Raw genomic sequence first — 17,608 nt, 5'->3', positions numbered from 1 at the left:
CCCCTACTCCCCCAGCACCCGCCGCAGGTAGGTGTTCTCGAAGCGGCGCTGCGGGTCCAGCCGATCGCGCACGGCGAGGAAGTCGTCGAAGCGCGGGTACACGGTGCGCAGCGAGTCCGCGTCGCGGTAGTGCATCTTGCCCCAGTGCGGGCGGCCGCCGTGCGCCATCATGATCTCCTCGACGGCGTGGAAATACGCGGCCGGGTCCTCCCGGTAGTACCGGTGCACGGCGATGTAGCCGGTCTCGCGGCCGTACGCGGTCGAGAGCCAGTTCTCGTCGGCGGCGGCCGAGCGCACCTCGATCGGGAACGAGATGCGCCAGCCGCGCTTCTCGATGAGGGCCTTCACCTCGGCGAGCGCCTCGGGGACGGCCTCGCGCGGGATCGCGTACTCCATCTCGCGGAAGCGGACGGTGCGGTTCGTGACGTAGACCCGCGGCGAGTGGTCGGTGAAGTCGCGGTTGCCGGTGAGCTTCTGCGCGAGCCCGCTGAACGGCGGCACGATGGCGGGCACCACGGTGCCGACCGCGCACACGCCGCGGTAGAGGCCGTTGGCGAGGAGCTCGTCGTCCATCCACCGCCCGACCGCGGAGAGCGGGGCGCGCCGCTCGGTGAGGGGCAGCCGCGTATTGGTCTTGGTCAGCGCGGTCTCGGTGTGCGGGAACCAGTAGAACTCGAAGTGGTCCTCGCCGGCCGACCGTTCGAGGTAGCCGTCGATCGCGTCCTGCAGGGGCTCGGGCCGCTCGACCGCCTGGAGCAGGAACGCCGGGACGCACTGGAGGGTGAGGTCGAGGATGACGCCCAGCGCGCCGAGCCCGAGGCGTGCGGCCGGCAGCAGCTCGGCGTTCTCGGTCTCGCTGATGCGCAGCACCTCCCCCTCGCCGGTCACGAGCGTGAGGGCGACGATCTGGGTCGCGAGGCCGCCGAACGACCCGCCGGTGCCGTGCGTGCCGGTGGAGGTCGCACCGGCGACGGTCTGCCGGTCGATGTCGCCCATGTTCTGCAGGGCGAGGCCGTGCGGGCGCAGCAGTGCGGGCAGCTGGTGCAGGTGCGTCCCCGCGGCGAGCGTGACGCGGGCGCGCTCGAGGTCGACGTCGAGGACGCCGCTCAGCGCCTCCAGGTCGAGGAGCACGCCGGGGGCGGCCGAGATCGCGGTGAAGCTGTGCCCGGCGCCGATCGCCTTGACGCGCATCCGCTGCTTCGCGGCGGCCGCGACGGCCCGCTGCACCGCCTCCGGGGTCGCGGGGCGCTCGATGCGCTGGGGGCGGATGGACTCGCTGCGGCCCCAGTTGCGCCAGACGCCCGTGCGCGGGTCGACCGCCGTCACAGGAACACCTTGCCCTCGCCGCGGTAGCTCGGGGTCTCGCCGACGACCGTCGCGCGGCCGTCCACGACGTCCACGAGGTGGAAGACGTCGACGTGCTCGCTCAGCTCGCCCGACTTGGTGTGGCGCAGCCAGACGCGGTCGCCGACGCGCATCACGCTGGCGGCGGCGCCGGTGAGCGGCGTCTGCACCTCGCCGGCCATCTCGCGGTCCACCATCGTCAGGCCGGTGGGCCAGACGACCTTCGGCATCCGGTCGGCTCCGGGAGGCCCGGACGCGATCCAGCCGCCGCCGAGGAGCGTCGCGATGTCCGGTCCCGGACGACGAACGACCGACAGGGCGAAGGAGGCCGCCGGCGCCGGCCGGAACCCGCGATAGGTGTCGAACAGGTGGCCGCCGAACAGCCCGCTGCCGGCGGCGATCTCGGTGACCGCGTCGTCGCGGGAGGTGAACTCCAGCGAGCCGGTCCCGCCGCCGTTGACGAACTCCAGGTCGGCGAGCGCGCGAACCGCTGCGACGGCCTCCCCGCGGCGGGTGAGGAGCTCGTCCTGCGAGTTCTTCTGCATCCAGCGCAGGGTGGCGCCCCAGGCGGGACGCCCGGCCGGGTTGTCCCCCTGGCCGGCGATCTGCGCCTCGTAGCCCATCATCCCGACCAGCTGGAAGCCCGGGCGGCGCACGATCTCCTCGGCGACCGCCCGCACCTGCTCGACGGTGTGCAGCGGCGACCGGAAGACGCCGATGTGGCCGAGCACCGGGGCGTCCCACGAGGAGTCGAGCTCGAGGCAGAGCCGGATGCTCTCGCGGTCGGCGGGCGGCACGACCGCGTCGATGAAGTCGAGGTGGGCGACGGAGTCGACCATCAGCGTGACGCGCGCAGCGAGCTCGGGCGACTGCGCGAGCCGGGCGATGGCACCGCGGTCGGCCGTCGGGTAGCCGACGACGACGTCCTCGATCGGCGGGTGCTCGGCGTCCCCCTCGGCCAGCCAGAGCGCCTCCGGGAGGGTGTAGGCCAGCACGCCCGCGTAGCCGGGCAGGGCGAGCACCGCGTCCAGCACCGAGCGCACGCGCACCGATTTGGAGGCGACGCGGATGGTCTTCCCGCCCGCTCGCCGCAGCATGTCGTGCGTGTTGTGGCGCAGCGCCGGGAGGTGCAGCACGGCGAGCGCCGGGTCCAGCCGCGTGGTGGCGGCGGAGAGGGACGGCCAGAACACGTCGGGCGTGGTCCAGGTGCGTTGGGCGGGGGTGGGCGGGGTGGTCAGATCCATCAGCGCACCGCTTTCACTCGGGCGACCGCGAGAGCACCCGCGAACGCGAACAATCCGGACAGGATGAAGAGGCCCATGAACCCGCCGAGCGCGGCGACGATGCCGGCGCCGATCAGCGGCGCCATCGCCTGGGGGACGGCGGTGGCGATGTTCATGATGCCGAGGTCTTTGCCGCGGCTCTCCGGGTCGGGGAGCACCTGGGTCGCGAGCGCCTGGTCGACCGACAGGAAGCAGCCGTAGCCGAGTCCGAGGAGGCCGGCGGCGATCATCGCGGCGGTCAGCTCGGGGACGAACGCCAGCAGCAGCGCGGCGACGCCCTGGATGGCCGACGACAGGAAGACGAACGCCTTGCGCCGCCCCAGCCGGTCCGACAGCCGCCCGAAGACGAGCGACGCGATGATGACGAACACCATGTAGATGAGGATCAGGATGAGGAGGTCGTCGTCGGCGTCCGGATCCTTGAGGCCGAACTCGAGGAAGTAGAGCAGCAGCGAGGTGCCGAAGGCGTTGCCGAAGTTCACCAGGATGCGGCTCAGCAGGGTCCAGCCGAAGTCGGGGTGCTCGCGCGGGCTGATCCAGAGCCCCTCGATGAGGCTGCGCGCCGTCATCGCCTGGCGCAGCTCCTTCGGCAGCACGGCGTCCGGCAGGAAGAGGAACGGCAGCACCAGGACGAGCAGGAGCACCGCCATCGCCGCGTAGCCGACGACCGCGCCCACGAACACGTAGGTGACGAGCGAGACGCCGAGGATGATGCCGATGGCCTGCGGGGCGCTGATCCAGCCCGAGACGTAGCCGCGCTGGGCGACGGGGACCTGGTCGCTGATCGTCGCCGTGAGCGCCGCGGTCAGCACGCAGAACCCGGTGAGGGCGAGGGACCAGAAGACGCCGATGCCGACGATCGAGGTCTGCAGCCCGAGCAGGAGGAGCGAGGCGGCGAACAGCAGTGCGCCGCCCGCGATCCAGGGGCGCCGCCTCCCGAACCGGCTGGTCGTGCGGTCGGAGAGGGCGCCGGTCAACGGGTAGGCGATGATCGCGCACACCCCGGAGATGCCCGAGATGATGCCGAAGACGACGACGTTGTCGACCCAGTACGTGGTGTGCAGCTGCGTCTGCACCTGGTCGGGCAGCAGCTTCTGGATGGGCGCGAGCTGCGCCATCCACACCCCCAGCCAGGCGATGGCGAAGAAGGCGATCCAGCGGCCCGGAATGCGGCGCGTGGGTTCGGCGAAGACCGCCGGGGTGGATGTGTCGGTCATCGGGCACCTGCGTTCGGGAGGAGGGATGCGGAGGGTGACGCGGGTGGTGCAGGCGGTGCGGATGGTGCAGGCGGTGCGGATGGTGCGGTCGTCGCGAGGGCGGCGAGCGCTCCGGCGGCGAAGTCGATGGTGGCGGCGGCAGCGCGGTCGTCGCGGGTGGCGAGCCAGGCGACGGTGAGGCCGTCCGTCAGGGTGACGAGCAGACGGGCGACGTCCGCGGTCGGGAGGGACCAGGTGCTCCCGGTGAGCCGGGCCGCGTCGACGGCGGCCCGCTCGGCGACTTCGTAGTAGCGCTCGTACTGCCGCCCGGCGAGGGGCGCGAAGGCCGCGTCGCGCAGCGCCCACTGGGTGAGCTCGAACATCGCCTTCTCGCGGTCCGGATCGGCGCGGACGCCCTCGAAGTAGTGCTCGAGCCCGCTGCGGATCGCGTCGCGCAGGTCGGCGGGCGGCGGGTCGAACGCCGGCTCCAGGTCCGACTGCTCCCCCGCCACCGCGAGTTCGACCAGCTCGGCCATCAGCTCGTCGCGGGAGGAGAACACGTAGTGGAAGCTGGCCAGCGGCATCCCGGCCTCGGCCACGATGCGTCGGGTGGTGGCGGCGGCCACGCCGTCCCGGGCGACCACCCGGAGGGCAGCCTGGACGAGGGCGGTACGACGAGCGGCGGGCGGGATGCGCGTCATCGGAGTCTCCTCGGGATGCCTCGTGCGACGGTGCGCGAGAAAGTGGGACGGTTGACCCAGATGTCAGTATGCCCCAAATCCGGCCCGGTGGTTTGACACGCCCCGGCCCGGCCCCCTGGAATGGGGTGGAATGCGGGTGTACTTCTCTGATACTTCTCCTCCAGTCCGGTCGCGGGGGGCGACCGGACTGCGCCGCCGTGCACTCGCCTCCACCACCATCGCCGCGATCCTCCTCGCCGCCGCGGGCGTCCTGGGCCTGGCCCTCCCCGCGACGGCCGCCCCGGACGGCACACCGGCCCCCGATCGGCCGTCCGCGACGGTGCCCTCATCCGGCACCCCCACCCCGCCCGCGTCGCCCGTCACCCTCGACGCCCCGGGCACCGACCTCGTCACCCGCTTCCCGTTCACCGTCCGCGGCAGCGGCGAACCCGGGGACACCATCGCCGTCTCCGCCGGTGGCGCCGGTTCGGCCGCGAACCGGTGCGAGGCGACCGTCGATCCGTCCGGCCGGTTCTCCTGCGATCTGCGCGCACTGCCTGACGGCCCCAGCGTCACCATCCGTGCCGAGTCGGCCGCCACCGGGCAGGCCGACACGGCGCGCGTCGCCGTCCTCTCCCCTCCGGTGCTCCTCTCGGACGGCTCCCCGTCCGGCGGAGGGGTGCGCGGGACGGCGTACCCCGGCGCCCGGGTCACGGTCACCGCCGACACCGGCGCGACCTGCCAGTTCCCCGCCGACTCGACCGGGGCCTGGGGATGCGTGCTGACCGGTTCGCTGCCCGACGGCCGGCACACCGTCACCGCCACCCAGGTCGCCCCGTTCTCCGGCACCCGCAGCGCCGCGAGCGCGCCCGTGGCCATCACGGTCGACACGTCCGCGCCTCCCGCGCCCACCATCACGTCGCCCGCGCCCGGCACCACCGTGAACCCGGGCGAGTCGATGACGTTCGGCGGAGCCGGTGAGGACGGCGGAACGGTCACCGTCTACGCCAACACCTCCGCGGGCACCAGCGTCGCCTGCACGGCCCCGGTGGCGGGCGCCGCGTGGTCGTGCACCGGGACCCTGCCCGAGGGCGGGTTCCTGATCACCGCGCTCCAGCGCGACGCGGCCGGGAACATCAGCGCGGGCAGCAACTCGGTGGCGATCACCGTCGCCCCCGCCGGCGCACCCGCCGCCCCGCCGGCCACGCGTAAGCCCAAGCCGACGCCGACTCCGACGCCCGCACCGACCACGGTGGTTCCACCCGGGACGACCAACCCGGTGCCGCCCGCGGCCGGCGGCCAGCTCCCCGGCGCCAAGGACTGGATCGACACCCCGTTCAGCACGGCCTCCGCCCCCGTGGTCTCGGCCGAGGCCTTCCCAGGCTGGCTGCGGTCCGTGCTGCTCGCGCTCTCGGCGCTCGTGCTGCTGGTCCTTCCCGCGCGCCTGCTGGCGGCCACCATCTCCCGCAGCCGTGCCGCGCGGGCAGCCGCCGGTGACGTGCCCCGCGCGCGCTCCTCGATCTTCGGCCGCAACCGGGCGCGCGGCGAACTGGGCGAGGCCGAAGCCCTCCTCGGCCGTCGCACGGCGGACGCGGAGCCTGCTGCGCCGGCCGCTCGCCGGCCCGTCTGGCTGGTGCCGCTCACCGGCGTGCTGGCCGCCGCCCTCGTGACCCTGTCCACCTCGGTCCGGGATCCGGGCGCCTACGTCCGCCTGCTGATCGCGGTCGTCATCGCGATCGTGGTCGTCAACGCGGTCTGGGTGCTCTCGGCCCGCGGGCTCGCCCGACAGCTCCACCTGGCGGTCCCCCCGGTGGTCGTGCGGCCCGGGATGTTGGTGCTCGTCGCCGTCGCCGCCCTCGGTTCGCGGGTGTTCGGCCTGGAGCCCGCCCTCCTGTTCGGGCTGGTGCTCGGGGTGACGATCGCTCCCGAGCTGGGCCGCGTCGCGCGCGGACGCATCTCGGCGGTGCAGGTCTCCGCCACGGCCGCCCTCGGGGTGCTCGCCTGGCTGCTGACCGGTGTCCTCCCGGCGCCGTCGGGCGCGGTGTCGGCGTTCGTCGTGGAGTGCGCCAACGCTCTCGCCATGGTGGGCCTCGGGTCCAGCGCGATCGCCCTGCTGCCGCTGGGCGGACTGGCCGGCCGGGCGATCTTCCAGTGGAGCCGCCTGATGTGGACGGGGTTGAGCCTCGTCGTCTACACCCTGCTCTTCGCGCTGCTTTTGCCCGTCGCCTCGCTGGTCGAGACCGGCGGGGGGATGATCGCCGCGACCGTCGTCGCCCTGGCGTTCGCCGTGCTCAGCGTGTCGGCGTGGCTCTGGGAGCGGTACGTGGAGCCCGCGCGCTAGGAGCGCTCCTCACAGCGGCCCGAGCACGCGCTCCGGGTCGGCGTCCAGCGCCAGCGTCTCCAGCACCGTGAGCAGCCGGCGCTCCTCGTAGCGGAAGTGGTTCTCCATGATCGCGGCGATGCCCTCGACGTGCCGCTCGAGCTCCTCCTGGGTGGCCGCGGCGTCGACGGCGGACTGCAGCCCTCCGATGAGGTGCGCGATCATCGTGTGATCGTGCGTCAGCTGCGCCAGGGTGTCGCGGAGCTCCGGGTGCGCGGCCGCGATCGCCGGGAAGAGCTCGCGGTCCTCGCCCTCGTGGTGCCCGGTGAGCGCCGTGCAGAAGCCGTGGCAGTACAGGAGGAGGTCGCGGCTGGCCGCCTGCGCGGGCTCCCCCGCCGCGAGCGCATCCTGCACGACGGACAGGGTCCGGCGGAGCCGCGTGTGCACGCCGCGCAGTTCGTCGGTCCAGGCGATCAGCCGGTCCGTCTCGCCGCCGCCCACGCTAGAGCGCCTCCACGTAGAACCAGTCCCGCCCGTCCTTCACGAAGCGGGAGGTCTCGTGCAGCTCGCCGCGCTCGGAACCGCGGTAGAACGCGCGGAACTCGACCACGCCCTCCCGGTCGAACGGTCCCCCGCGCTCGGTCCGCTCGATGTCGAGCCGGTACCAGCGGAGGCCGTCGTCGAGGTCGAGCTCGTCGGGCCGGGTGGAGGGGTGCCAGCTGCGCCGCAGATAGGGTGCGTCGCCGAGCGCGAAGGCGCTGAACCGGGACCGCATCAGGCGCTCGGCCGTCGGGGCCGGCTCCCCGCGATGGAGAGGCCCGCAGCACTCGTCGTACGTCTGGCCGCTCAGGCACGGGCACCGCTCGGAAGTCACCCGACGAGCCTAGCCGGGCCGCGCTCCCGGCGCCGGAGACGGAGAACCCGGCCGAGGCGGGAAATCGGGGGATCGCAAGCCTCGGCCGGGGGGAGGACACCTCACCAGAAAGGGTGCCTGCGAATAGTGTGCGACGCCCACGTGAGTGTGAGCTATGGACGGCCTGAAGGACCTCTCACAACGCTCGTCGCACGCCCGCGCGTGTCGCCGCCCCGCCGCCGCTCAGGCCGGTTCGCGGGCGGCGGGCCCGGCCGCCACCACGCAGAACCGGTTGCCGTCCGGGTCGGCGAGTACGACGTAGTCGGCGCCGTCCTCGTAATCCCACTCCACCTCGGACGCGCCCAAGCCGATCAGCCGAGCGACCTCCGCCTTCTGATCGTCCGCGTACAGATCGAGATGGTGGTGCGGCGACCGGTTCGTCTCGGTCCCGACCTCCTTCAACGCCAGCCGGGGACCGTGCCCCGCCACCGGCGCGAGCAGCGCCCAATCCGTGTCCGGCTCGTACACCGGCTCATAGCCGAGCACCGCCGTCCAGAACGCGATCCCGCGCTGCACATCCCGCACACCCCACACCACCGAGCCGATCCGGATCATGCGCCCACCCTCCCCCGCCGGCGTGCCGCTGGCAAGGCCCGCGCGGGTGTACCGTTGACCTCATGTCAGGCGTTCTCATCGGAATCATCTCGCTCGTCGTCCTCGTCGGTGGCATCACCGCGCTCGCGGCGATCGTGCAGATGGTCAAGTCGCCGTACCGCGGCAAGTAAGGCCGCCTCTTCTCATCCGCACGCCGCCTCCGCGGCGCTCGCTACGATGGTCGCCGGGCCCCCATAGCCCAATTGGCAGAGGCAGGCGACTTAAAATCGCCTCAGTGTGGGTTCGAGTCCCACTGGGGGTACGCGCCTCGATGCCGATCTCCCCTTGAAAAAGCTTGTGGGTGGAAGGTTGCCGTGTTAGTCGACGGACCAGATCGCCCGCAAATCGCACGCTATTGAACTAGCCCGTGCGTCATCGAGACCCGTCGAAACGGAGTAAAGGTCGTCGCCGAACGGGTGCCGTCATACGTCGAGGGTCGTAGCCGCGGAGGCGTGACCGAGCATCCGCTGTCACAAGTGGACAGAGCAGCGTGGCCCCGCTGGCACAACGGGGCACGTGGATGTGTAGCTCAGCAGAGTAGAGCGCCCGCCTGTCGAGCGGGAGGCCGCGGGTTCGATCCCCGTCACGGCCGCCACCCTCGCGCGCGTTCCGCCGGTCTTGTCCTGTCGCCCGTTAGGGACGCCCACAATCGCGTGGCTTCTCCACTCGAGGCGCACCTGCGCGCGGAGGACCTCCGTCGCCCTGGAGCTGGACCGGCTCCTCTTCCCAGGCAAGGGCGGCAGCGCGGAGATCCAGGTCACGCCGAGTTCCCCTCGACGTAGCAGTCCGATCCCGAGAAGGACGCCCGCGTGGTCAGCCTCCTCGACGCCGCTAAGGCGATCAACCTCGACACGAAGGTGCGCCGCGCGAACCCCGACTGGGGCGAGCCACGCATCGCCGAGGAGGTCGCGAAGCTGCGCGCCGAGCACGGCACGCCTGCGCCCGACCCGGCGCACTTCGACGGCATCGGCGACGAGGAGCCGGCCGCCTAGGTTAGCTCGCGGTCCTCCGGTTGTCCTGCCCCGGTGCGCCAGGGGACCCCAGCGTCCTCGCTGGTGTCCCCGTAGCGAACGATCATCGGCATAAGCAGCCGCCATCCGGTTCCGGGAAACCGCCCGGTGTACGTGAGCGAGAACTCGTCGGTACCGCTGATTCGGCCCGGGCTCGGGATGAGCACAGGATCGTAGCTGCTGCTCGGGTTCCCGAAGAGAAGGTTGGGGACGTGGGGTGCGGCGTCGAGCGGGCCGAGCACGCGCGAGCCTTTGGAGCCGTCGCGCAGCCGCCAGCGAAGCTCGGCGCTCTCCACGCGGTGCGGCGATGTGTTCCGCACGAGAACGCGGACCTGCTCAGTGTGAGGCTCGTCTACCCAGACGATCTGTGGCTCCACGATCAACTGCGGCTTGGTGGAGAGCGCCAATGCGCGTGAGGCGTCACGTGCGGTCGAAGAACTCTGAACCGCGGCGACCATGGCGGCAACGGCAGACACCGCACCAGCGGTCGCCGAGACCGCGCCAGCGTCAACCCCGAGCGGGGCCAGGAGCGCCGGTAGACCGAAGATCGCGAGCACGCCGGCGGCGACCAACGTGACTGGCTTCCAGTTCCGCCTCAGCCATTGCTTCATCCCTGGAGCGTATCGGCCCACCACTCTTCTCGGCACGACGCCGGGCAGGCCGCGACATGCGGCGAAGACAGAAGGGGCACCATGCCCAACGAACAGATCAACCACGGTCAGCCGGTCCTGCTCACGCCGCCCGCCTACGAGGGGCTCCCGTCGCCTCTCAGAACGAGCCCTACGAGGACGGCGAGCCGCCGGCCGGTTCCGTGATCGTCACCGAGCCAGAGCTGTACGTCCACTGGACCCGCCGCGACCACGAGGTCGCCGCCCCCTGTCACGCCCAGGTCAGCCTTACCCTCGACCGCGCTGACCTTCTCCGCATCGCGGCCGAGGTCGACGCGGACCAGGCGATCACTCGCCGCGGCGTATTCACGGGAAGCCTCGGCCGCGCCGAGCTGAACCACCTCATCCGCACGCTCAAGCGGGCGCGGGATGCCGCTTACGGGAGGACGAGTAGATGGCCGTCGAAATCGGAGAACTCCAGGTCAGCTTCAACGTCGACATTGTGGGGTCTCTGGCGGAAGGCATCCGCCAAGCGCTGACGCCCGAAGGGGGTGCGCGAGCTTGCGTCCGCGCTCACCCGGTTCGACGACGAATTGGGCGACGCCGCGGTTACGACCAGTGAACTGGCGGCCGTGCTCGCCGAGCCCGCCGGCGACGAGTAGCGAGAAGGAAGCACCCATGCTCACAATCATCGACTGCTCCATGCCTGGCGGCGACGCGTCCGTGAGGACGCCGCCCGCCCCCCAGGACGCCGTCGACCGCGCGCAGGCGGCGCTCGCTCCGAGCACCCTCTACGCCGATACCATCCCCGGCCGGACGGTCGAGTCAGCGGCCGCGAGTTCGTTATCGTGCATCACGCCTACGACAAGGAGCTGCGCACCGTGACGCTCTCTGTGCGGAGTCAGCTCGGCGGCCGGTCGGCAGGAGAGTGATCGGTCGTCTCTGCGGGCAGCGGCTCGTCGATTCCGTGATCGCGACCGATCGCGCACGTGCACACGAACTGCTCGCGTTCTCCGTCCTGGCCGAAACGATACAGCCAGTGCGGGGCTTGGTCCTCGCTCATGACGAGAAGGTACCGCCCGTGGAGGCATTGCAGCAATGCTGACGCTCGCTCCTAGATCGACCGTCGGGGGTCGTCACTCTATGCGTTGACTCGACTCGATCAAGACCTTCGCTGACACTTCATGGAGCCGGCCGCCTTCGTGCCACGACACGGTGGCGCTCCCAAGAGACCAGAACACGTCAGCCATTGGCGGCGCATCCCGCGCCGCCTTCATGACCAGTCGCCCATGCCCGTTGAGTGCTCCCGAGCCGGCGAGGCTGTATGTCTCGCCGAAAGGCCCTTCCACACGCGCGGTCGGGGTGAGAATCGACCCCTCGCCTGCGTTATGGAGAGTCCAGAGTTCCTCCGTGCGGGTCCGAGGCGATGAGCGCGAGAACACCTCCACCAGGGAGCCGACCAGCACCAGCGAAACGCGCTTCTTGTCCGCCCGGTTCCACCAGTTCACCAGAGCCGAGATGCCGGTGAATAGGGCGGCGCAGATCGACACCCCCAGCGCGATCCAGGCCACGACCGAACTCCCCGACGACGCGGACGTAATGACGTCTGGCGCGGGCGATGGCGTGGTTGCAGTGAACACGACCAGAGGCTATCGAAGGGGTTTCCCGATGGCCGCTGTCGACTGCGACGCTGGCGCTGCTGAGATCCACAGTGCTACGAGCGCGCGTCGCCCCCTCCGCGTTCGCGACATTTCGATGATGTGCCGCTCGCGACGGACACGGAGCAGGTCAAGGCTGCTGAGCACACTCTCCGCCCTGGTCTCAAACCGAAGTCCGTACATCATCCCGAGAACTATCAAGAAGAAGAGCACGCCAAGGGCGAGCGCGACCATGTTGGTGCTGTCCGCAAGCTTCGGCACCGAGACAGAGATCGCTAGCAGGCCCACGAGGACCGTGACGATTAGCCCGGCTAGGACTGACGCCGCGTCGGCGATGTTGCGTCCCTGGCTTGCCTCGCGAGTGAACGCTGCGGCAATCGCCTCCAGCTCCATCTCAGTCAGCCGCTCCGGCTCTGCTTCGTAACGCAACAGCAGCGATAGCGCCACTTTCGGCGACTGGATCGCTTCGCCCAGCTCGGCCTCGCGCAGTGTCATTCCCCCCATGGCGAAGATCCTATCGAGAGAAGCAGCCGTGCCGGTCTACCTCCAGGACCCGGACGTCGCCGCAGCGACCCTCGTGGAGGAGCTCGGCGCGATCATCGCCGACACCTACAACGGCATCGAGATCCGCCCGCAGCAGTACCTCGCCCGTTGCATCCGGCGCGCCATGGACGTCTACCCCGACCTGCCCGAGCGTCTCCGCGCCATCACCGAGCTGCAGCAGCCCGCCGCCGACCAGATCGCACGGTACCCGCCTCCACAGCTCGCCGAGGAGCTGATCCGCCTGGTCGCCGGGTCTGGCACCGCGGCCGCCCTCGCCCGCCTCGCGCTCGCACCCCGTCTCTCCCGCTCGCTCGGCCTCGCGGTGCCACTGCCGTCACGGAACCGAGATCCGGCGCTACCACCCGACAGGGTCCGTTAACTGATTCTGTGCGGGAGGTGGGACACTGGCAACGGTGGCGGCGGCGCGGCCGCCCGTTATCCGGCTTCACCCGCCAGGAGCGGGGACTAGGGTGAGTGCTCCTGACCGACTGCGGACAAATGGGCGAGCAATTCCTTGCGGACTCGCTGTCCCAACCTGGAGCTCCCAGCCCCGGCCCCCATCCCCGCCCGTTTCGCGGGAGTAGGGTGGCGCCGTGGACGTGCTGATATCGGTCGATCTGGAGGGTGTCGCGGGGATCGCCGCGCGGCAGCAGCTGCATTCCGGCGGGCGTGACTATCCGGCCGCCCGCGCGCTGATGACGGCCGAGGCGAATGCGGCGGTGGCCGGTGCGTTCGACGGCGGCGCCACGTCGGTCGTGGTGAACGACAGCCACGCGGCGGGCGACAACCTGCTCGCCGAGGAGCTCGATCCGCGGGCCGAGTTCGTGATCGGGGACCCGAAGCCGCTCGACATGCTGCAGGAGCTCTCACCGCAGACCGGGGTCGTGCTGTTCGTCGGCTACCACGTGGGCCCGGCGAGCCGGACCGGGGTCCTGGGGCACAGCTTCAGCGGCGCCGCGTTCGCGGATGTGCGACTCAACGGCGACTCGCTCAGCGAAGCGGAGCTGAACGCGCTGGTCGCGGCCGAGCTGGGTGTCCCGGTCGGGCTGGTGACCGGCGACGACGCGATCTGCGCCCTCGCGGCCCGGACGTTCCCCGGGGTGGTGACGGTGCCGGTGAAGACGGCCGTGGGCCGGACCGCGGCACGCAGTCTGCATCCGGCTTCAGCGCGGACGGCGATCGCGACGGGAGCCCGCGACGCCGTGAGGAACGCCGCCGACGGCCGGCTCGCACCGGTCGCCATCCCACCGGAGCTGGTGGTCGAGGTCGAGCTGCGGGTCAACGGCGCCGCCGACCTCGCCGCACTGGTCCCCGGGACGGAGCGGACGGACGCCCGCACGATCCGCTACCGCGCGAGCACGCCCCGCCAGGCTTTGGACCTGCTCATCGTCTGGTCGACGCTGGCGAGCCAGTACGCGGCCCGGTAAGGCGCAGCCGCGCGCGACCGCCGGGCGCTCGGACCCTCCTACGCCCGCTCCCCCGCCGTCTCGCGCGGGATGCGCCGATCCAGCCCCGTGATCACGAGCAGCGCGACGCCGATGCCGGCCATCACCCAGGCGAGAGTGTGGAGGCCGGCGTCGGTGGCGGCCTCGCCGAAGGTGATGCCGATGAGGCTGGAGGAGAAGATCGCGCCGATGTACGCGAAAGTGCGGTAGAGGCCGGAGGCGACGGCGATCTCCCCGGCGGGGGCCTGCACGTAGAGGCTGGCCTGGTTGGCGAAGCCGGTGAGGCCGTTGGCGACGCCGAGCAGCGCGGCCATCAGGAGCAGGAGCCAGACGCTCGTGTGCGCATCCATGAGCAGCAGCAGCGTGGCGGCCGCCGCGATGGCGAGGGCGCCGAGCAGGAGGGGGCTGCGCACCCAGCCGCGGTTCGACACTATGCGGGCGAGCACGATGCTGATGCCGGAGAGCGGCAGCAGGATGAGACCGACCTGCGTCGGCGTGTATCCGGCCGACTGCTCCATCCACTGGCTCACGCCGTACAGGGTGGAGTAGCTCACGAGGGCGGAGAGCGTCTGCCGCAGGTAGGTGCGCTGGAGCGGGCCGTTGCTGCCGAGCATGCGCACGTCGATGAGCGGGCGGGACGCACGGCGCTCCCAGAGGATCAGGAGGGCGGCGCACACGACGACGATCGGGAGCAACCACCAGATCGGCGCGGAGAGGCTGGAGAGGAAGAGCAGGAGGCTGACGATCGTCGCGGCGAAGAGGCCGATGCCGGGCAGATCGACGGAGACGAGCAGCGACCGCACCCCACCGCGCTCGCGCGGCGCATCCTTCTCGACCCCGAGCAGGGTGAAGGTGAGCACGATGAGCGCGAGCGGGACGTTCACCAGGAACAGTGCACGCCAGCCGAACGCGCCGGCGAGGATGCCGCCGAGCGGGAGCCCGACGACCGCCGTGATCTGCGCGGCGATGGAGAAGTTGCCGAGCACGCGCGACGGGACGCCCACGCCCTGCTCGTCGGCACGCCGCCGGACCATCGCCATCGCGGTCGGGTAGGCGGCCGAGCTACCGATCCCGATCAGCGCGCGCGAGACGAGGAGGAAACCGAAGTCAGGAGCGGCGGCCCCGACCACGCCCGCGATCAGCAGGATCACGATGCCCGACACGAACACCCGGCGCGGCCCGAACACGGTCGACAGCTTGCCCATCGTGGGCTGCATGATCGCACTGCACAGATACAGCACCGAGATCAGGCTCGCCGTCTTGCCCGGCCCCAGGTGGAAGTCGAGGCCGATGGCGAGCAGGCCGGTGGCGAGCATCGAGCTGTTGATGGGGTTGAGGGTGGACCCGAGCAGCAGGGGTGCGGTGAAGCGCCAGCCGAAGGGCTTGGTGGCGGCGGCGGTGCGGTCGGTGGTGGCCGTGAGGACTCCCGAGATCATTCAGACGTGTTAACTACTTCTTTAGGTATACTAAAGACTTATGGAGGCAGACGCAACCGGCACCGACGCCCTTCGGGATCTCGACGAGAAGCTCACCCGCGCGGTCGCCCGGATCTACCGGCGGTTCCGCACCGAGCGCGCGAACGGCGAGCTGGGCGACGCGGCGATGTCCGCGCTCAGCCACCTCCATCGCTCGGGTCCGACCTCCCTCGGCGGTCTGAGCGAGAACGATCGCGTCACCCCGGCCTCCATGAGCCAGACGGTGAATCGCCTCGTCTCGCTCGGCCTCGCGGTGCGCACGCCGGACCCGGAGGACGGCCGCCGCGTGCTGTTCGCACCGACCGAGGAGGGGCACGCGCTGGCCGCGGTCGCGCGCGAGGAGCGGCACCGGTGGTTCCGCGAGCGCCTGGCCGCGCTCACCGATGAGGAGCGGGACGTGCTGCGCCGTGCGGCCGACCTCCTCGGCGGCATCGCCGAGGACTGACGCCCGGCCCCATCCCGTAGCGTGGAGGCATGCCGCACACGCTCGCCGCTCCCGCCCAGGCGGTGCTGGAGGTGCGCCGCAGCCGGTTCCTCGCCTTCGCCCTCCCGGTGGCGGGCCGGGACGAGGCGGCCGAGCAGATCGCCCTGCTGCGCGCGCAGCATCCCGGCGCCACGCACGTCTGCTGGGCGCTGCTGGCCGGGGGCCACTCCGGGATGTCAGACGACGGTGAGCCGAGCGGCACGGCAGGCCGCCCCATCCTCGAAGTGCTGCGGCATCACGACCTCGAGGGCGTGCTCGGCGCGGTCGTCCGGTACTTCGGCGGCGTCAAGCTCGGGGCGGGTGGACTCGTCCGCGCTTACACCGACGCGATCGCCACCGCGCTCCTCGACGCCGAGGTGATCGAACGCATCCCGGAGACCACGCTCGCCGTGACCGCCGACTACGCGGACGCCGAGCGCATCCGGCGCTGGGCGGACGGTGAAGGTCTCACCGTGCCCGACGTGGCCTACGGCGAATCGGTGCGCCTCACCCTCGTGCTGCCGGAGGCGCGGAGCGCCGAGGCCGTCGACGCGATCCGCGACCTCACCGGCGGACGCGCGCAACCCGAAGATTGACGGAACCAACGCCGAAGGCCCGGCCCCGCAGCTGCGGGAACCGGGCCTTCGAGACGAGACGGGTCGTGCTACTTGGCGGCGACCTCGGCCGGCTCCTTGGCGGGAGCCTTCGCGGCCGGGGCCTTCGCGGGCTCGGCCGGAGCCTCGACGGCCGGCTTCGGACGGGAGGCGAACTCCTCGAAGACCGCACGCGGGGTCTGCACGGCCTCGAGCGACACGATGTCGCGACCGAGCCAGAAGTTGTTCCACCAGCCCCAGATGACGCGCCACTTGCGCTCCCAGCTCGGCATGGCGAGACCGTGGTAGCCACGGTGCGCGAGCCAGCCCAGGACGCCCTTGAACGCGAGCTTGCCGGACTGGAGCACGCCGATGCCGAGACCGAGGCCGGCGACGGCGCCCAGGCTCTTGTGGACGTACTGGCGGGGGAGCTCGCCGCGGAGGTCCGCGACGATGTTCTTGGCGAGCAGCTTGCCCTGGCGGACGGCGTGCTGCGCGTTCGGCACGCAGTAGCCGCCGACGCCGGCGCCGGTCAGGTCGGGGACGGCCGAGACATCGCCGGCGCCCCAGGCGTCCTTGATGATCTCCTCGTCGGTGCCGACGCGCAGGTCCGCACGCACGCGCAGACGGCCGCGCTCCTCGATCGGGAGGTCGGTGTGACGCACCACGGTCGGGTTCGCCATGACGCCGGCGGTCCAGACGATGAGGTCGGTCTCGAACGACTCGCCGGTCGAGAGCTGGATGACGCCGTCGACCGCGCTGGTGAGCTGCGTGTCGAGGTGGATCTCGGCGCCGCGCTCGGCGAGGTTCTTGATGACCCAGTGGCTGGTCGGGAGGCTGACCTCCGGCATGATCCGGCCCATGGCCTCGATCAGGTGGAAGTGGGTGTCCTCGAAGGACAGCTCCGGGTAGTTCTTCAGCAGCGCGCTGGCGAACGAGCGCAGCTCGGCGAAGATCTCGATGCCGGCGAAGCCGCCGCCGACCACCACGGTGGTGAGCAGGCGGTCGCGCTCGGGGCCGGCCGGGAGGGTCGCGGCCTTGTCGAAGTTCGTGAGCATCGTGTCGCGGATGTACACGGCCTCTTCGATGGTCTTGAGACCGACGGCCTGATCGGCGACGCCCGGGATCGGGAACGTGCGCGAGACCGCGCCGGCCGTGACCACGACGACGTCGTACGCGAACTCGTACGCCTCGCCGACGGGCGGCTGGATGGTGGCGGTCTTCTTGGCGTGGTCGATGTAGGTGACCTTCGCCGTGATGACGTTCGTGCTCTTCAGGTGGCGGCGGTGCGCGACCACGGCGTGACGCGGCTCGATGGAGCCTGCCGCGACCTCGGGGAGGAAGGGCTGGTACGTCATGTAGGGCAGCGGGTCGACCATGGTGACCTCGGCTTCACCCTTGCGCAGCTGCTTCTCGAGCTTCCACGCCGTGTAGAAACCGGCGTAGCCTCCGCCGACGATCAGGATTTTGGGCACAGTGATGC

General features: G+C 71.3%; 20 protein-coding genes and 2 tRNA genes. 8 read left to right on the top strand and 14 right to left on the bottom strand.

What is annotated here, in order from left to right; genetic code table 11:
* Positions 1-3 precede the first annotated feature (3 nt).
* The 4 genes from BGO91_RS21660 to BGO91_RS21645 are packed head-to-tail and all read right to left on the bottom strand — an operon-like array spanning position 4 to position 4,524.
* Complete coding sequence (locus BGO91_RS21660; protein ID WP_290474804.1) at positions 4-1,326, bottom strand: D-arabinono-1,4-lactone oxidase; 1,323 nt, start codon at positions 1,324-1,326, stop codon at positions 4-6.
* A complete protein-coding gene (locus BGO91_RS21655) occupies positions 1,323-2,588 on the bottom strand; it encodes an amino acid deaminase/aldolase (protein WP_290474803.1) in 1,266 nt (421 codons plus the stop codon). Before BGO91_RS21655 ends, BGO91_RS21660 begins: the two co-directional genes overlap by 4 nt.
* Complete coding sequence (locus BGO91_RS21650) at positions 2,588-3,844, bottom strand: MFS transporter (RefSeq protein WP_290474802.1); 1,257 nt, start codon at positions 3,842-3,844, stop codon at positions 2,588-2,590. The genes BGO91_RS21655 and BGO91_RS21650 overlap by 1 nt, the downstream gene beginning before the upstream one ends.
* A complete protein-coding gene (locus tag BGO91_RS21645; protein ID WP_290474801.1) occupies positions 3,841-4,524 on the bottom strand; it encodes a TetR family transcriptional regulator in 684 nt (227 codons plus the stop codon). The genes BGO91_RS21650 and BGO91_RS21645 overlap by 4 nt, the downstream gene beginning before the upstream one ends.
* Positions 4,525-4,654: 130 nt before the next feature.
* Here BGO91_RS21645 and BGO91_RS21640 point away from each other — a divergent pair, with 130 nt between their 5' ends.
* Positions 4,655-6,844, top strand: coding sequence for a hypothetical protein (locus BGO91_RS21640; RefSeq protein ID WP_290474800.1), 2,190 nt, complete (start codon positions 4,655-4,657; stop codon positions 6,842-6,844).
* A gap of 9 nt (positions 6,845-6,853) precedes the next feature.
* On the opposite strand, the gene BGO91_RS21635 is transcribed toward BGO91_RS21640, so the two are convergent.
* The 3 genes from BGO91_RS21635 to BGO91_RS21625 form a co-directional block, all read right to left on the bottom strand.
* Positions 6,854-7,324 carry a hemerythrin domain-containing protein gene (locus BGO91_RS21635; protein ID WP_290474799.1) on the bottom strand — a complete coding sequence of 157 codons (471 nt, stop codon included), beginning with the start codon at positions 7,322-7,324 and terminating at the stop codon, positions 6,854-6,856.
* Position 7,325: 1 nt separating this feature from the next.
* Positions 7,326-7,697 carry a YchJ family protein gene (locus BGO91_RS21630; protein WP_290474798.1) on the bottom strand — a complete coding sequence of 124 codons (372 nt, stop codon included), beginning with the start codon at positions 7,695-7,697 and terminating at the stop codon, positions 7,326-7,328.
* A gap of 222 nt (positions 7,698-7,919) precedes the next feature.
* Complete coding sequence (locus BGO91_RS21625) at positions 7,920-8,291, bottom strand: VOC family protein (RefSeq protein ID WP_290474797.1); 372 nt, start codon at positions 8,289-8,291, stop codon at positions 7,920-7,922.
* A 227-nt stretch (positions 8,292-8,518) separates the two neighbouring features.
* Between BGO91_RS21625 and BGO91_RS21620 the strand changes: the two genes are divergently transcribed.
* The 3 genes from BGO91_RS21620 to BGO91_RS21610 all read left to right on the top strand — a co-directional run bounded on the left by BGO91_RS21620 (position 8,519) and on the right by BGO91_RS21610 (position 9,322).
* Positions 8,519-8,592 (top strand) — tRNA-Leu (locus tag BGO91_RS21620).
* Positions 8,593-8,848: 256 nt separating this feature from the next.
* Positions 8,849-8,925, top strand: a tRNA-Asp gene (locus tag BGO91_RS21615).
* A 214-nt stretch (positions 8,926-9,139) separates the two neighbouring features.
* Positions 9,140-9,322 (top strand): hypothetical protein, encoded by a 183-nt coding sequence (locus BGO91_RS21610; RefSeq protein WP_290474796.1) that lies wholly within the window; start codon positions 9,140-9,142, stop codon positions 9,320-9,322.
* Here the strand turns inward: BGO91_RS21610 and BGO91_RS21605 are convergent.
* The 5 genes from BGO91_RS21605 to BGO91_RS21585 all read right to left on the bottom strand — a co-directional run bounded on the left by BGO91_RS21605 (position 9,319) and on the right by BGO91_RS21585 (position 12,110).
* Positions 9,319-9,951, bottom strand: coding sequence for a hypothetical protein (locus BGO91_RS21605; RefSeq protein ID WP_290474795.1), 633 nt, complete (start codon positions 9,949-9,951; stop codon positions 9,319-9,321). The two genes, BGO91_RS21610 and BGO91_RS21605, sit on opposite strands and share 4 nt — an antisense overlap.
* Before the next feature lie 134 nt (positions 9,952-10,085).
* Positions 10,086-10,349 (bottom strand): hypothetical protein, encoded by a 264-nt coding sequence (locus BGO91_RS21600; RefSeq protein ID WP_290474794.1) that lies wholly within the window; start codon positions 10,347-10,349, stop codon positions 10,086-10,088.
* Positions 10,350-10,849: 500 nt separating this feature from the next.
* On the bottom strand, positions 10,850-11,011 hold the full coding sequence (locus tag BGO91_RS21595; protein WP_290474793.1) for a hypothetical protein: 162 nt from the start codon (positions 11,009-11,011) through the stop codon (positions 10,850-10,852).
* 73 nt (positions 11,012-11,084) lie between these two features.
* The gene (locus tag BGO91_RS21590) at positions 11,085-11,588 is read right to left on the bottom strand and encodes a hypothetical protein (RefSeq protein ID WP_290474792.1); all 504 of its coding nucleotides are present in this window, start codon (positions 11,586-11,588) and stop codon (positions 11,085-11,087) included.
* Positions 11,589-11,597: 9 nt separating this feature from the next.
* Positions 11,598-12,110 carry a hypothetical protein gene (locus tag BGO91_RS21585; RefSeq protein ID WP_290474791.1) on the bottom strand — a complete coding sequence of 171 codons (513 nt, stop codon included), beginning with the start codon at positions 12,108-12,110 and terminating at the stop codon, positions 11,598-11,600.
* Between BGO91_RS21585 and BGO91_RS21580 the strand changes: the two genes are divergently transcribed.
* Both BGO91_RS21580 and BGO91_RS21575 read left to right on the top strand, forming a co-directional pair.
* Entirely contained in the window at positions 12,109-12,528 is a 420-nt protein-coding gene (locus tag BGO91_RS21580) for a hypothetical protein (RefSeq protein ID WP_290474790.1), read from the top strand. The genes BGO91_RS21585 and BGO91_RS21580 overlap by 2 nt on opposite strands.
* Positions 12,529-12,742: 214 nt before the next feature.
* On the top strand, positions 12,743-13,576 hold the full coding sequence (locus tag BGO91_RS21575; RefSeq protein ID WP_290474789.1) for a M55 family metallopeptidase: 834 nt from the start codon (positions 12,743-12,745) through the stop codon (positions 13,574-13,576).
* A 38-nt stretch (positions 13,577-13,614) separates the two neighbouring features.
* Here BGO91_RS21575 and BGO91_RS21570 read toward each other — a convergent pair whose 3' ends face one another.
* A complete protein-coding gene (locus BGO91_RS21570; RefSeq protein WP_290474788.1) occupies positions 13,615-15,030 on the bottom strand; it encodes an MFS transporter in 1,416 nt (471 codons plus the stop codon).
* A gap of 40 nt (positions 15,031-15,070) precedes the next feature.
* Here BGO91_RS21570 and BGO91_RS21565 point away from each other — a divergent pair, with 40 nt between their 5' ends.
* Together BGO91_RS21565 and BGO91_RS21560 are read left to right on the top strand one after the other, a co-directional pair.
* Positions 15,071-15,514, top strand: coding sequence for a MarR family transcriptional regulator (locus tag BGO91_RS21565; protein ID WP_290474787.1), 444 nt, complete (start codon positions 15,071-15,073; stop codon positions 15,512-15,514).
* 29 nt (positions 15,515-15,543) lie between these two features.
* The gene (locus tag BGO91_RS21560; RefSeq protein ID WP_290474786.1) at positions 15,544-16,128 is read left to right on the top strand and encodes a YigZ family protein; all 585 of its coding nucleotides are present in this window, start codon (positions 15,544-15,546) and stop codon (positions 16,126-16,128) included.
* A gap of 68 nt (positions 16,129-16,196) precedes the next feature.
* Here the strand turns inward: BGO91_RS21560 and BGO91_RS21555 are convergent, their stop codons facing one another.
* Positions 16,197-17,600: an FAD-dependent oxidoreductase gene (locus BGO91_RS21555; RefSeq protein ID WP_290474785.1), complete on the bottom strand. Its 1,404-nt coding sequence runs from the start codon at positions 17,598-17,600 to the stop codon at positions 16,197-16,199.
* Positions 17,601-17,608 lie beyond the last annotated feature (8 nt).

Origin of the sequence: Leifsonia sp. 71-9, assembly GCF_001898805.1 — a bacterium.
In the GTDB taxonomy this organism is placed as follows: domain Bacteria; phylum Actinomycetota; class Actinomycetes; order Actinomycetales; family Microbacteriaceae; genus Leifsonia.
Note: the sequence above shows the minus strand (reverse complement) of the source record. Positions and strands in the feature narration are given on the sequence as shown.